This window comes from Clostridioides sp. ES-S-0048-02 (assembly GCF_020658495.1).
GTDB lineage: Bacteria > Bacillota > Clostridia > Peptostreptococcales > Peptostreptococcaceae > Clostridioides.
The window spans coordinates 220,367-234,436 of the sequence record NZ_JACVWH010000003.1 but is presented as its reverse complement, the minus strand read 5'-3'; the positions used below and the strand labels follow the sequence as shown (position 1 = coordinate 234,436).

Sequence of the window (14,070 nt, the reverse complement as noted above, 5' to 3'; positions counted from 1 at the left end):
TTTATAAATCCTTCATCTTAGAATCATATAGTATAAGGGTTTTATGACTAAATATTTTTTTTATTAATCTTTTTAATAGCTCAAAACTACTTCTATTTAATTTTTCTATTTTTAAGAATTTAAGAATTAAAATTCTATAATTTTAAAACATATTGATTTTATTTTTTTGAAATGCTATAATTTTTTTAAGAGGTGATTAATATGATAAAAAATACAAAACAAATTACAGTTGAAGTTAATGAAATTTTATTACAAGAAGTATACAAAATGACTAATAATGAAAATACAGATTTATCAAACTTTATAAACGAATCAATCATAAATTATATTCTTGAAAATAGAAAAGATGACATTGAAAATAAAGATTTAGAAGAAGTAATTAATTTCTATAAAAAAGAGAATATAGAAAATCCTAAAAGTGCAGCAAGAGCTATTGCTGAAGCAAAAACTCATACATTATACTAAACAAATAAAAAGTTCCTAAAAATTAGGAACTTTTCTTTTTATTTTAATGGCTATTAATATCTATTTTAGTAATATTTATTTTATACTTATAAATACTCATTTAAACAACAAGATAATCTAATACATTGTCATTTAATATACCTAAAAAATAATCAATTTGTATAAATAATAAAAAAATTTTAGTTTTCTATTTTAATAATCGATATTTAGCTAAGCTCCGATTAACTATAAGTCTAATATAAAATTAAATATCAATAAATTTGATTTTATATTAGACTTATAGTATTAAAATGCATTAGAAAACTAGGGATACTTAATAAATAAATCTATGTATTTTACAGTTTACTTCACTTTTAATTCATTTTACTAATTATTGTAAAAACTATTTATTTTATGATAATTAAATTCATCTTAAAAATAACTAATAAGCCTTAGTTTTTATATACTATTAAATGCTTAAATGTTCATACATTTAAACATACAATTACTACAAAAAATATATGTTTAAAGTTATTCTTGCTATTGATCTCAAACAAACTATTCATCTTTCTTAATGTCTTTTACCCATTTTTCAACAGAATTTAATTCCTCCTCATTTACCCCCTTTTTGAACAATGCTTTCATAAAGCTTTCAATAGAACTTCCATGCATATTATCTAGAAAAGTTTTTGTTTCAAAATGTAAATATTCAGCTTCTCCAATAATAACTGTATAATGTGTATGTCTATCTATCTTTTTAGCATCCAAGAACTTCTTATTTACTAATCTTGATAAAAGTGTTAGTGTTGTAGTTTGCTTCCAATCATATAGTTTTTCCATAGCTTCAATGACATCTTTTGATGTTACTGTAAAATCTGATCCCCAAATAAATTTCATGACCTTTAATTCCGCTGGTGGTATTTTAGTAATAGTCATATGATTTTACACTCCTCTCAAACTTATACATAATTAAATACTATATTAATAAACTTTCCCAGTCAAAGGTTTTATTCAAAATATACAATTCAAATTTATTAATATAAAAAACTTATATTTTCAGTACCAATCAAACATAAAAAACCCAAAAGTAAATAATAAATTTTATTTATATATATAAGTATAACAGATTATTAAATTAAAATTCTAATATTTAAGATAATATACTCATTTTATAATCAATAAATATCAATATTTGAAATAGCCATAAATTTATTTCAAAAACTATTTTTGAGTTTATCCATATGTTATAATAAATGTATAAAATTTTGATTGGTGGGTTATATATGAATGCATTTATTAGAAAACGAAACAAGAATTATGTAGTTTATCTTGAATTTACAGATGAAGATACTGGAAAAAGAAAACAAAAGAACATGGGTATTTTTGATAAAAAAAGAGATGCGAGCAAAAGGTTAAATGAAGTAAAGGAAAGTCTGTATAAAGATGGCTTTTTAATTCCAAACGAAATCACTGTCTCAGAATTTCTATTAGATTTTTTAAAAAAGTACAGTGAAAATATATCATTAGCTACATACAACAATTATGTTAGTATTTGTAAGAATTATATTAATCCCTCTATTGGTAAATATAAAATACAGGATTTACATCCAATTCATATACAGAACTACATTGATAAACTATCTCATAAATTGAATCCTCAATCAATTAAGATTCATATAAATATATTGAAACTTGCAATAAAAAGAGCATATAGACTCAAATTAGTAAAAGAAAATATTATGGATAATATAGAAGCTCCAAGATATAAAAAATTTAAAAATGAAATTTATGACAAAGAACAAATGATAAAATTGTTGAAATTGTCAAAAAATACATATATGGAATTACCTATTAATTTAGCAGTTGGTTTAGGTCTTAGAATTTCAGAAGTTTTAGGTTTGACTTGGGATAATATTGATTTTGAAGAGAATACAATAACTGTAAATAAGATAACAGCTCGAATTAATGGCTCTGTAATTCTTAAAGAACCAAAGACTGAAAGCTCTATTAGAAAAATATCTGCTCCAAAGGAATTAATCTTTTTACTAAAGGAATATAAGATAAAACAAAATAAAAACTTATTAAAGTCTTCTATTAGAAATAGTCATGACTTGTTATTTTTCAATAAAAAATGTGAACCTATTGCTGAAGATGTTATGAGTAAAAAATTCAAAAGATTTTTAGAAAAGAATGACTTGCCACACATTAGATTTCATGATTTAAGACATTCACATGTTACTTTACTTATAAATTCTAAGGTACCTATAAAAGTTATCTCAGAAAGAGTTGGTCATTCAAATATAAATACAACCTTAAATGTTTATTCCCATGTTCTAAAAGAAATGGATAAAGAAGCATCTGACAAAATTTCTGAGAACTTATTTAATGCCAACTAATATTACATTTTTTAATTATAACTACTCTAGCCTTTATCATCTATAAAATTAATTTTTACTACTAATAAAATTAAAGTTAAATTAATATTCAAATTTAATTTTATAATAGAAGAGTTAAAATATATTTATTACAAAATAGTTTTAGCGTTATAAACTTAATTTATTTTCTCAAGATGTTGATGAAATTTTTATGGAAGCACGTAACACAACAGTTAAAATCATTTGTAGCTTAGGTGGTATTGTTACTAGTAAAGCAGAAGATTTTTATGATGAAAAAGTAACGCCTATAACCTTACAAAAAATACATTATCATAAAAGAGAATGTCTATAGACTTATGAAATTATATTATATAACTTCTTCTTATTATGTCTCCAAACATTATTGTAATTTGACACAATGTAAACAATCAATTTTGATTTGGAGACATGTACTTTTTATAATAAAAATCCATACATCTTTCTATCCGTAGTTCTGTTTGAGTTATCTCTACAACCCTATTTACTACAATATATATACTAAATAAAAAACCTCCTAATACTTGATTAAATACCTACATACTTCTATGGCGTATTCTCAAACATTAAAAGGTTTTTATTCTAATAATTATAATTATTAAAAATAATATTTAAACTAACAATTATTTATCTTTCCCATACATTTTAGCTAATTGGTCTTGTATCTCTTTACTTTCTAAATACTCATCAAAATCCATCTTTCTATCCATTATTCCATTTGGAGTTATCTCTATAATTCTATTTGCTATAGTAGATATAAACTCATGGTCATGAGAAGTAAATAAAAGCACCCCAGGGAATTTTTCAAGTCCTTTGTTAACAGAAGTTATACTTTCTAAGTCTAAGTGGTTAGTAGGGTCATCTAGCACAAGTACATTTGCATTTGAAAGCATTAGCTTACTAAGCATACATCTAACTTTTTCTCCTCCAGATATAACTTGAGCTTCTTTTAAAGCTTCTTCTCCAGAGAATAACATTCTACCTAAAAATCCTCTTATAAAACTCTCACTTTTTTCTTCAGAAAACTGTCTAAGCCAGTCAACTAGAGAATACTCTACTCCATCAAAAAACTTATTATGGTTTTTTGGAAGATAATCTTGAGAAGTAGTTACTCCCCATTTATATTCTCCACTATCTGGTTCAAGTTCTCCCATAACTATATTTAAAAGTGCAGTAGTAGCTATTTCATCACCCATAAATACTACTTTGTCATCTCTATCCAATCTAAATGAAACATTATCAAGTACTTTAACTCCATCTATAGTTTTAGTTAAATTGTGTACTTCTAAAACTTCATTACCAATTTCCCTAGCAGGTGTAAATCCTACATATGGATATCTTCTTCTTGATGGTTGTATATCTTCAATTTCTAATTTGTCTAATTGTTTCTTTCTAGATGTAGCTTGTTTAGCTTTTGAAGCATTAGAACTAAATCTAGCTATGAATTCCTTTAATTGAGCTATCTTTTCCTCAGTCTTTTTGTTTTGGTCTTTAGCAAGTTGTAATGCTAATTGACTTGATTCATACCAGAAGTCGTAGTTTCCAACATACATCTGTATTTTACCAAAGTCAACATCAACTATATTAGTACATATTTGATTTAAGAAATGTCTATCATGTGATACTATTATAACTATAGACTCTTCTAAATCCATTATAAAATTATTTAACCAATTTATTGATTTAAAATCCAAGTGGTTTGTAGGCTCATCCATTAATAGTATTTCAGGTTTTCCAAAAAGTGATTGTGCTAATAACACTTTAACCTTCTCTCCACCAACTAATTCTTTCATTTGTTTGTAATGCATATCTTTAGTTATACCAAGACCCATAAGTATTTTTTCAGCGTTAGTTTCTGCATCCCATCCATCAAGTTCTGCAAACTCACCTTCAAGTTCAGCAGCTTTTATTCCATCTTCTTCGCTAAAATCTTCTTTCATATATAAAGCATCTTTTTCATGCATTATACTCCAAAGTCTTTCATGACCTCTTATAACAACATTTAAAACAGTTTCTTCCTCATATTCGAAGTGGTCCTGTTTTAAAACTGACATTCTTTCTTTATCAGTTATAGACACATTCCCTGTATTTGGTTCTATTTCTCCTGATAATATTTTTAAAAAAGTAGATTTTCCCGCACCATTAGCTCCTATTATTCCATAGCAATTTCCTTTAGTGAATTTTAAGTTAACATCTTTAAATAGTTCCTTATCACCAAATCTAAGTCCAACACCTGTAACTTGTAACATTAATGTATTTTCCTTTCTTTTTGTTCATAATTTATTTTATCATAAAATTTTGATAACATTTTTATTCTCACGTAAACAGCATATTTTTTATACCAAATTCGTGAAATATTTATTAAAATTGTATTAAAGATTGTAAGTTTCATAAAAATTAACAATCTATTATATTATACTTATAAAAAAATCAAATTGCAACTTTATTAATTCTTTTACACACTCTAAATACTTTATTTGAATCTTTAAACTGTTTTAGCTATTAGTAAAAATATATTTTCTGTATAATTAATACTTAAAAAGAGTACCTAAGTTTGTAAGTACTCTATTTTTATGGTTTTATATTTTAGCAAAATTACATGCAGGGTAAGTACATACATCACAGTTCATACAAAGACCACCATGACCATATTTAGCTATATCATATTTGTCAAGTTTTTCATCTATTAAAATCCTAGATAGAACTATATCAAACACTGTAGTTTTATGATACATTGCACACCCTGGTATACCCATAATTGGGACTTCTCCATAGTAAGCAAGTAAAAACATTGCTCCTGGTAATATTGGTGACCCATATGTAACTAAATCAGCTCCAGTCTCTTTTATAGCTGTTGGTGTGACATCATCTGGGTCTACACTCATTCCACCAGTACAACAGATAAGTTCTGCTCCTTGACTTATAAATTCTTTTATTGCATTTTTTATGATATCCTTATCATCTGGACATATAGTTTGACCTATAACTTCACATCCAAACCCCTTTACTTTTTCTTCTATTACTGGTCCAAATTTATCAACAATTCTACTGTAAAACACTTCATTACCAGTGGTAACAATTCCTACTTTTTTAGGTTTAAAAGGTATCACATTGACTATCTTTCTGTTATCAACTACTTTTTTTGCCTCTTCTAGTTTTTTCTCATCTATAACTAAAGGTATGACTCTTGTTCCAGCTACTTTCAACCCTTTATTTACTACAAAATTATTATGAAGAGTTGCCATCATTATTTCGCCAACACAATTTAAATCAAAAAGTGCATCGACATCTATTTTTAAAAGCCCATCACATGCTGCTATAAAATCTATCTTTCCTTCTTTTATTTCACTGAAATCTAAATTTTCTCCAGCAGTTAATTCTTTTAAAAATAAAGCTCCTTCATTTTCATGAATCATTCCCTCTGATTTTTCCCATACATATAAGTTGTCTTTACCAAGAGATAATAAAACTGGAATGTCTTCTTCTTTTACTACATGTCCCTTTTTAAATTTTCTTCCTTTAAATTCTCCTGGTATTATTTGAGTAATGTCATGACATAAAACTTGTCCAACAGCATCTATAGTTTTTATTAATTTCATAATTTGCCCCCTATTCTTTCATAATCCACTTTTGTATCAATATCTAATAACATTTTTTCGGGAACTTCTACATATTTTATTTTTGATGAATTTTTTAAAATAGTTTTCCCTTTTTCATCTTCTTTAAGTGCCAATAATTCCTCTTTTTTACTAAATGGAAATACAACTGGATTTCCACATACATCTTTGCATCTTGGAATTACTATAAAATCTCTATCTAATTTAAAAGTATTTATAATTTTATCTATATATAAATCATCAATAAATGGTTGGTCTCCCACAAAAAACATGTATCCATCACATTCTGAGCTATTTAAAATTCCCAGTTTTATGGATTCACTCTGACCTATATTTGCATCTTTATTATCTACATATTTAAAGCCATATTTATTGCACAATGCTAAAACTTCTTTATATTGACTTACAACTACAACTTGATGAAAATTAATTTTACTAACTGCTTTAAGTACATGTTCTATTATGGAACATCCATCATATTCCAGTAAAAGTTTATTTTCTCCCATTCTTCTGGCAAATCCTGACGCCATTATTACTGCATTTATCATATATATCATTCCTTAACATTTATAATGTATTGATATTGTTATGATTTTATAGTATCTTTATTGATATTATCTATATATATAATATCACATAAATTATTTTAATACTTCAATATCTTATACAAAAATTTCGTTTTATACTTCCATAAAATATGTCTATTTCATTTTCATGCTCTTTAATAATTTTAATTAAATTTATAGCTAAACTTTCATACATTTCATTTTCGACTTTATTAATAAATAATATTTTTTTTCCATGATAATTTTTAAACAATCCTTTTGGATTTAATACTACATTTTTTAAATTATCAAGATTTACTGTAGAATTATCATTTATATTACGCATATTTAAATTAGTTATTTTTTTAAATTCATCTAACCTATGTATATTTTCTTCATTAATATCCATTCCAAATGAAGTTATATCTAATATACCTATAGTTTTTGTAGTTTTACAATATACTACTGGTTCTCCATCATTCCAACCTTTAAGTTTTTTTCTCTTTGAACCATCACCTTCTATCAATACCAAATCAAATTTGTCTATCATTTTTTCTAAATCAGATAACTTGATTCCTACTATTTTATTTTCATTATTTATACAGCTTCCACATACTGTTACTCCATGACAAATAGATGGAATAGAAGTTCCATCTATTGTCATAAATATATTGTCATAGTCTTTTTCATCAGGTAAATATATTTTAGTAGTTGTTGTAAGTAAAACTTTTAGCTTATCTCTATAAAAATTCGCAAAGTATTTTATAAATGAAGTTTTTCCTCCTGCTCCAACTACAGTTATTATTTCATTTGCTCCTATCATATCTGATAATTTCACACTTTCACCTCTCATAAATATTTCTTTTAAATATCCTAAATTTGATTTATTTGAAACTTATAATTTAACTGTTTTAGTAAAAGTGATTTTTGAAATTCTATAAACTAAAAAGTAAATAGATTCTGTTGTAAACAACAAGGCGGATCCAATTCGCCGCTAAGCTGTAAGCTTATACGCTATCAGTTTATCTTTTAATTATTATTAAGATATTCTTATTCTTTGTGGTTGCTTTAACATCTGAGGATTATTCTGCAAGTAAGATAAATCAACTATTTGTGATTTTTTTAATATATTAAGACTTGCATTTACATCCGCATTTATAATCATACCCACACTAGATTTATATTGACCACGTGTTATTCTTTCTCCCTTAAATTTGTGTTTCTGTACATCATCCAAATTAATATCAGGAAGGTAATCATTGGCAAAAAAATCTGATTTACTAGTATAACTTTCTTCTTGTCTAATGAAATTAATATTTTTTATTTTACATAGATACTCTAGTTTTCCTTTTATCTCTCCAAAAGGAATTCTTATAAAATTTCTATATATTTTCTTTTCCATATTATCACTTTTTTCTAACTTAGCATTATATCCTACAATCAAATTGCCAATATTATTTTTTACACAGTAGTCAATTATGTAAAAGCAAGTTTTATTTACATAGTCTTTAACCTGATTATTTCTTTTATTCCATACTTTAAATTGTTTTCTTGTAATTAAACTTATATTCTTTTTTAATTTTAAAGCCTCTATTTTATCATTTTGCTTATTTGCCCATTGGTTCACAGACTTAAGCCTTCTTCCATCTATAATAAAACTATCACCTAAGTTGGTAGTACAAGTACATAAGTTTTCTAAACCTAAATCTATTGCCAGTGCATTTTTTTTATTTGAAACTTCCTCTGATTTCGGTATTTCATAACAATACTGAATTTCAAAGAACCTAGCCTTATGTTTAGGTATTATTCTTATTTCCTTAACTTTTTTGTCTAATATATTATTTGGAACTTTTATACTCACCTTTCCATACATTTTTTTAAATACGGGAGACATAGGCACATTTAAAATTCCATCATCTTTAATTCTTATTTGTCCTATTATTATACTAAAAAATCCTTCTTTATCTAAATACTTAGGTGATTTTATTCCTCTAAAATCATACTTGCCTTCTTTAGCTAATTTAATTAAACCAAAAAATGACCTAAATGAACTATCAACTTCTTTTAGTATTTGTTGTGCTACATTACTATTGAGTAGTTTATAGTTTTCATTTTCTTTACATACGTGATAATTGGCTTCATAATTAAGATGCTCCCCTTGATTAAAGTAGTGTTGTCTGACATTATATGTACCAACATTATACAAGTTCTTTGCTAAAAAGCACATCTCTCGCAAAGCCTGATATTCTTTCTTAGTTAAATTTTTTAATTGTTGTCTCTGAGTCCCATAATGTATGTTTTTTGTTCTATTTGGCATAAACTCACCTCCTTTAACTCCTACTCTATTAGACATTATATATGGTATTTTTATAAAGCACCATATATAATGTCTATTAAATTACTTTATTTTGCAAAATAACTTAAATTTATACTTTTATAGTATATCATTTATTAAATTTATTTGTTGTTGTTTTTCATCCCCATGTACACTTTTTCAAAAGTTATAGGAAGCTCTCTTATACGAACTCCAGTAGCATTAAAAATTGCATTTGCAATTGCTGGTGCTGGCGTATGTATAACTATTTCTCCTAAAGATTTAGCTCCATAAGGCCCTCCTGGGTCAAAATTATCAGCAAAATCTACTAATATATTTCCTACTTCTTTTTTTGTAGGAACCTTATACTGCAAGAAACTGTCTGTCAATAACTTTCCATCTTTATCAAATTTAGGGTCTTCATACATTGCAAACCCTATCCCCATCATTACTCCACATTCTACTTGTATTCTCGCTAATGTTGGATTTATAACCGTACCACAGTCAGGTACACATGCAAAATTTATTACCTTATATTCTCCTGTATTTTTATCTAGTTCTATTTCAGCAAATCCTGCTATAAATGGTTTTATTCTTTTTAACATACCAAATGATTCTGTTGCTTCTAAAACAACTGGTACATCGTCACTTGAAAACCCTATACCTCCAACTGACTCTCTTCCTAATTCCTCTAATAACACAAATTTACTCTCATCATTCTTAACAAAAACTCTATCTTTACTTAACTCTAAATCCTCTTTTTTAGACTCTAGTTTTGATTCTGCTACTGAAAGTATTATTTCTTTTAATTTATTTGCTGTTTTTATTGTTGCATTTCCTGTAACTGTTGTAGTACAAGAAGCAAACGCACCTGTATCATATGGACATAGGTCTGAATCACCTGTATAAACAGATATTCTATCTACAGTCGTATTTAAAGTCTCTGCAGCAATTTGTGCTTGAATTGTATCAGCACCTTGACCTAAATCAGCAAGACCAGATAATAACTTATATGTCCCATCTTCGTCCATTCGTATAGTCACTGTTGCCATATCTACACGTGGTATACCAGAACCATGATTTGCCACTGCCATTCCTACTGCTCTTACCTTGTTATTACCTATATCTTTACATGGGTATTTATCATCCCAATTAATTAATTTTTTCCCTTTTTCTATACACTGTTTTAATTCACAGCTTAGTATTTCTTCTTCTGCTGCTTTTCCATTAGTGTACCTATCTATGATGTTTTTAACTCTAAATTCAAGAGGATCTATACCAATCTTATTAGCTAATTCATCAATAGCACTATCTATTGCAAATATGCCTTGTGTAGCTCCATAACCTCTAAGTGCACCTGCTGGTAATCTATTAGTATATACTGTTCTAGCATCAAATCTAACAGCATCAATATCATTATATATTGGCAATGTATTATGACCTGATTCTGAAGAAACAGAAACTCCATTACCACCATAGGCACCTGTATTATTTAGTGACTTTAATTCTATCGCCTTTAAATTTCCTTCTTTGTCTGCACCTACTCTAACATCAAAAAACATTTCATGCCTACTATTAGAACCTACAAAGGTTTCACTTCTTGTAAAGACAAATTTTGCTGGTCTTCCAGTTTTCATAGTCACAAATGCAGTAAATATATCTGTTGCTGCTATATTCTTTCCTCCAAATCCACCACCTATTCTAGGCTTTATCACCCTTATTTTAGAAGAAGGAATCCCCAATACTTTTCTAAGTATTCTCTTTACATTGTGTGGTGATTGTAATGATGACACAACAACAATCCTATCATTTATATCTTTATATGCATATGACCTATGAGTTTCCATCATACAATGTGATTGACTTTGAGTCTTATATGATGCTTCTACCACAAATTCACTTTCTTTAAGCTTAGCCTCAACATCACCAAACTCGAAAAACTCTTTTGATACTATATTATTTTTTGCATCTAATCCAAAAGGATACGGTTCTACTATATCTTGTTCTGGATGTATAATAACTTCATTTCCTTCTGCTTCTTTTGCATTAAATACAGGCTTTAAAATCTCATACTCTACTTTTATCATTTTTAAAGCTTTAAGTGCAGTTTTTTCATCTTCTGCTGCTACTAATGCTACCTCATCTCCAACAAATCTAACTGTATCCTCAAGTAAAACTCTATCATAAGGAGATGCTTCTGGTTCTGTTTGACCTGGAACACAATATCTAACTTGTGGTACATCTTTATAGGTATAAATTCCTACAACTCCTGGAATTTTTTCAGCTTTTGACGTGTCTATATGCTTTATTTTGGCATGTGCATGTGGACTTCTAAGAAGTTTAAGAGTCAAAACATCTTTATGCATAATAAGGTCTTCAGTATATAGTGGCTTTCCTGTCACAATTGCTGTACTATCTATCTTTCTTATCCCCTTATTAATCATTATTTATTACCTCCCTCAATAGCACTATACATCCTCTTAAGCAGTGCACTTGCCATATCTATTCTATATTCTTTACTTGCCCTCATATTACTTCCATAAATTAATTCTTTACCTACAATAATAGATGCTTTATCTATATCCTTTTCTTTGCTCAATATTTGACTTGCTTCAAGTGCTAATTTAGCTCTTTGGGGTCTTGCTCCAATTGCTATTTTATAAGTATCATTTTCTTTTAACATAGCTGAATTTAATATAGCAAAATCTCCTGTACACTTTCTTATTGAATCAAATACAGCTACTGCATCTTTCTTAGGAAGTATTACCTCAATTAATATATCTTTATTTAATTCACTATCCAAAAACTCATTTAACTCTAATATTCCACTATTGTATAACCTTACCTTAGCACCAACAACTAAAAGTGCTGTAATCAAGTCAGAAAAACCATACTTTGAAAATACACTAGCTCCAATTCTTGCACCTTGTCTAAATTGAACACCAACTATATTAGAAACAGCACTTGAGACTATTCCACTACAATAATTTTTAATAGTTTTGTTTATTTCTAAACTTCTCAAAGATGTATCTGCTCCTATTAGTATATTTTTTTCATCCTCTTTTATATAGTCTAGATTTATATCCTTTAAATCTATGGCTATTCCTATGTTTTTATTGCTTAATTTTATAAATCCGCAACCACCTAAAATAACATTACTTTTTTTAGAAATCAAAATTTTATATGCTTCTTCTAGGCTTTGTGGAACAGAATATTCTTTTATAGTAACCATCTTATCCCCCTTATATTATATTTATTAAAACTTGAAACCTACTAAGTACTTTGCTTTATTTTTATAAATATATAGTAAACTTAATTTAATTCTATTAGTTTTTTACTCTATATATTTTCCTTTTTATTTTTATTGTCCTTACCTTTTGAAAATTTTATCATATATAAACCTTGAACTATTATAGCAACCATAGCTCCTGAAACTACACTTGAATCTGCAAGTAGTGTTTCTATAAATTTTGGAGATTTTTCAAGAACCTGAGGAACTACCATAAATCCTATCCCAGTTGCCATAGAAAGACCTAATATCATACTATTTTCTTGATTAAAACCATCCATACTAACAAGTCTTAATCCAGATGTTGTAAGAGTTGAAAATATTACGAGTGTTGCTCCTCCAACCACACAAGGAGGTATTGTTCTGATTAAATTAGCTAATAAAGGTGATACTCCCGCCAGAAATAATCCAATGCCTCCAATAGCTAATACAAATTTACTTATAATTTTTGTATTAGAAACGATTGCAGAATTCTGACCAAACAGTCCCATTGGAGTAGCAGAAAATAATGCTCCTATTGTAGATAATACTCCATTTCCTAAAACAGCAGAAGAAAGTTCTTCATCTGTAACTTGTCTATTAAGTCCTCCTACTGTAGAAAGTGTACATGCTCCCATAATATCAGCTATTTCAACCAAATATATTATTGAAAACATTACTACAACCTCAAGCTTTATATCCAATCCAAAAGCAAGTGGTTTTGGAAGTGCAACCAAAGTAAACTCTTGAATTGAAGAAAAATTTACTATTCCCAAAATTAGTGATAAAATATATCCAAAAACTATGCTAACTAATATTGATGCATCTTTAAACAATCCTTTTCCATATTTATTTAATCCTAATATCATAAGTGATACAGCTATTCCAACTATAAAATTAATTGGTTGTCCAAATGTCTCATTACCCATACCTCCAGCTAAGTTTTTTATAGCTATTGGAAAAAGTCCAAGACCCATACATGCAACTATAGTACCAGATACGACTGGGGTAAATATAAACCTTATTTTTTTAAGACCAAAACCAATTATGATTATCACTATACCAGCGACTATTTGAGAGCCAAATAAGACAGGTAATCCATACTTGCCTGCAACAGAAACTCCAGCTCCTATAAACATTGCTGTAGCTCCCATTATAACTGGTATTCCTCCTCCCAATTTAAAACCTTTAAATAGTGGTATTGGATATAATTGTAACAAAGTTGATAATCCTGCAAAAATTAAAGCAGCTTGAATTAATAGTGTAGACATTTTATGATTAAGTCCAGCCGCATTTGCAACTAGTATCGCTGGTAAACAGCTACCTATTACCATTGCCATTAAGTGTTGTAACCCCAAAGGTATTGCTTCCTTTAGTGGTGGTATTCCGTCTAATTCAAATTTTGATGTACTTTTTGCTTTCATAATAAAAACTCCCGTTACATAAAACTTATTGAATTATATAAATACTT

General features: G+C 27.6%; 12 protein-coding genes. 3 read left to right on the top strand and 9 right to left on the bottom strand.

The features are described from left to right. Positions 1–201 precede the first annotated feature (201 nt). On the top strand, positions 202–465 hold the full coding sequence (locus IC173_RS06215) for a hypothetical protein (RefSeq protein WP_227434999.1): 264 nt from the start codon (positions 202–204) through the stop codon (positions 463–465). A 537-nt stretch (positions 466–1,002) separates the two neighbouring features. Here IC173_RS06215 and IC173_RS06210 read toward each other — a convergent pair. After that, positions 1,003–1,380, bottom strand: a complete 378-nt coding sequence (locus IC173_RS06210) for a BlaI/MecI/CopY family transcriptional regulator (RefSeq protein WP_227434997.1) — start codon at positions 1,378–1,380, stop codon at positions 1,003–1,005. A 347-nt stretch (positions 1,381–1,727) separates the two neighbouring features. Here IC173_RS06210 and IC173_RS06205 point away from each other — a divergent pair, with 347 nt between their 5' ends. Continuing rightward, positions 1,728–2,840, top strand: coding sequence for a tyrosine-type recombinase/integrase (locus IC173_RS06205; RefSeq protein ID WP_227482587.1), 1,113 nt, complete (start codon positions 1,728–1,730; stop codon positions 2,838–2,840). A gap of 190 nt (positions 2,841–3,030) precedes the next feature. Then, entirely contained in the window at positions 3,031–3,171 is a 141-nt protein-coding gene (locus IC173_RS06200; protein ID WP_227482586.1) for a hypothetical protein, read from the top strand. Positions 3,172–3,478: 307 nt separating this feature from the next. Here the strand turns inward: IC173_RS06200 and IC173_RS06195 are convergent, their stop codons facing one another. The 8 genes from IC173_RS06195 to IC173_RS06160 form a co-directional block, all read right to left on the bottom strand. Next, the gene (locus IC173_RS06195) at positions 3,479–5,104 is read right to left on the bottom strand and encodes an ABC-F family ATP-binding cassette domain-containing protein (protein WP_227434992.1); all 1,626 of its coding nucleotides are present in this window, start codon (positions 5,102–5,104) and stop codon (positions 3,479–3,481) included. A gap of 330 nt (positions 5,105–5,434) precedes the next feature. Next, positions 5,435–6,454 (bottom strand): molybdopterin-binding protein, encoded by a 1,020-nt coding sequence (locus tag IC173_RS06190; protein ID WP_227482584.1) that lies wholly within the window; start codon positions 6,452–6,454, stop codon positions 5,435–5,437. After that, a complete protein-coding gene (gene mocA, locus IC173_RS06185; RefSeq protein WP_227482583.1) occupies positions 6,451–7,020 on the bottom strand; it encodes a molybdenum cofactor cytidylyltransferase in 570 nt (189 codons plus the stop codon). The genes IC173_RS06190 and mocA overlap by 4 nt, the downstream gene beginning before the upstream one ends. A 106-nt stretch (positions 7,021–7,126) precedes the next feature. Beyond that, positions 7,127–7,855: a selenium cofactor biosynthesis protein YqeC gene (gene yqeC, locus IC173_RS06180; RefSeq protein WP_227482582.1), complete on the bottom strand. Its 729-nt coding sequence runs from the start codon at positions 7,853–7,855 to the stop codon at positions 7,127–7,129. Between the two features lie 201 nt (positions 7,856–8,056). After that, complete coding sequence (locus IC173_RS06175) at positions 8,057–9,334, bottom strand: transposase (protein ID WP_227482581.1); 1,278 nt, start codon at positions 9,332–9,334, stop codon at positions 8,057–8,059. 140 nt (positions 9,335–9,474) lie between these two features. Next, positions 9,475–11,775, bottom strand: coding sequence for a molybdopterin cofactor-binding domain-containing protein (locus IC173_RS06170; RefSeq protein WP_227855304.1), 2,301 nt, complete (start codon positions 11,773–11,775; stop codon positions 9,475–9,477). Beyond that, positions 11,775–12,563, bottom strand: coding sequence for an FAD binding domain-containing protein (locus IC173_RS06165; RefSeq protein ID WP_227855303.1), 789 nt, complete (start codon positions 12,561–12,563; stop codon positions 11,775–11,777). The genes IC173_RS06170 and IC173_RS06165 overlap by 1 nt, the downstream gene beginning before the upstream one ends. A 107-nt stretch (positions 12,564–12,670) precedes the next feature. After that, positions 12,671–14,023, bottom strand: coding sequence for a solute carrier family 23 protein (locus tag IC173_RS06160; RefSeq protein WP_227855302.1), 1,353 nt, complete (start codon positions 14,021–14,023; stop codon positions 12,671–12,673). Positions 14,024–14,070: the final 47 nt, after the last annotated feature.

Coding starts and splice junctions, on each gene's coding strand:
- IC173_RS06215 (WP_227434999.1), top strand. CDS start 202: ATGATAAAAAATACAAAACAAATTACAGTTGAAGTTAATGAAATTTTA.
- IC173_RS06210 (WP_227434997.1), bottom strand. CDS start 1,380: ATGACTATTACTAAAATACCACCAGCGGAATTAAAGGTCATGAAATTT.
- IC173_RS06205 (WP_227482587.1), top strand. CDS start 1,728: ATGAATGCATTTATTAGAAAACGAAACAAGAATTATGTAGTTTATCTT.
- IC173_RS06200 (WP_227482586.1), top strand. CDS start 3,031: ATGGAAGCACGTAACACAACAGTTAAAATCATTTGTAGCTTAGGTGGT.
- IC173_RS06195 (WP_227434992.1), bottom strand. CDS start 5,104: ATGTTACAAGTTACAGGTGTTGGACTTAGATTTGGTGATAAGGAACTA.
- IC173_RS06190 (WP_227482584.1), bottom strand. CDS start 6,454: ATGAAATTAATAAAAACTATAGATGCTGTTGGACAAGTTTTATGTCAT.
- mocA (WP_227482583.1), bottom strand. CDS start 7,020: ATGATAAATGCAGTAATAATGGCGTCAGGATTTGCCAGAAGAATGGGA.
- IC173_RS06175 (WP_227482581.1), bottom strand. CDS start 9,334: ATGCCAAATAGAACAAAAAACATACATTATGGGACTCAGAGACAACAA.
- IC173_RS06170 (WP_227855304.1), bottom strand. CDS start 11,775: ATGATTAATAAGGGGATAAGAAAGATAGATAGTACAGCAATTGTGACA.
- IC173_RS06165 (WP_227855303.1), bottom strand. CDS start 12,563: ATGGTTACTATAAAAGAATATTCTGTTCCACAAAGCCTAGAAGAAGCA.
- IC173_RS06160 (WP_227855302.1), bottom strand. CDS start 14,023: ATGAAAGCAAAAAGTACATCAAAATTTGAATTAGACGGAATACCACCA.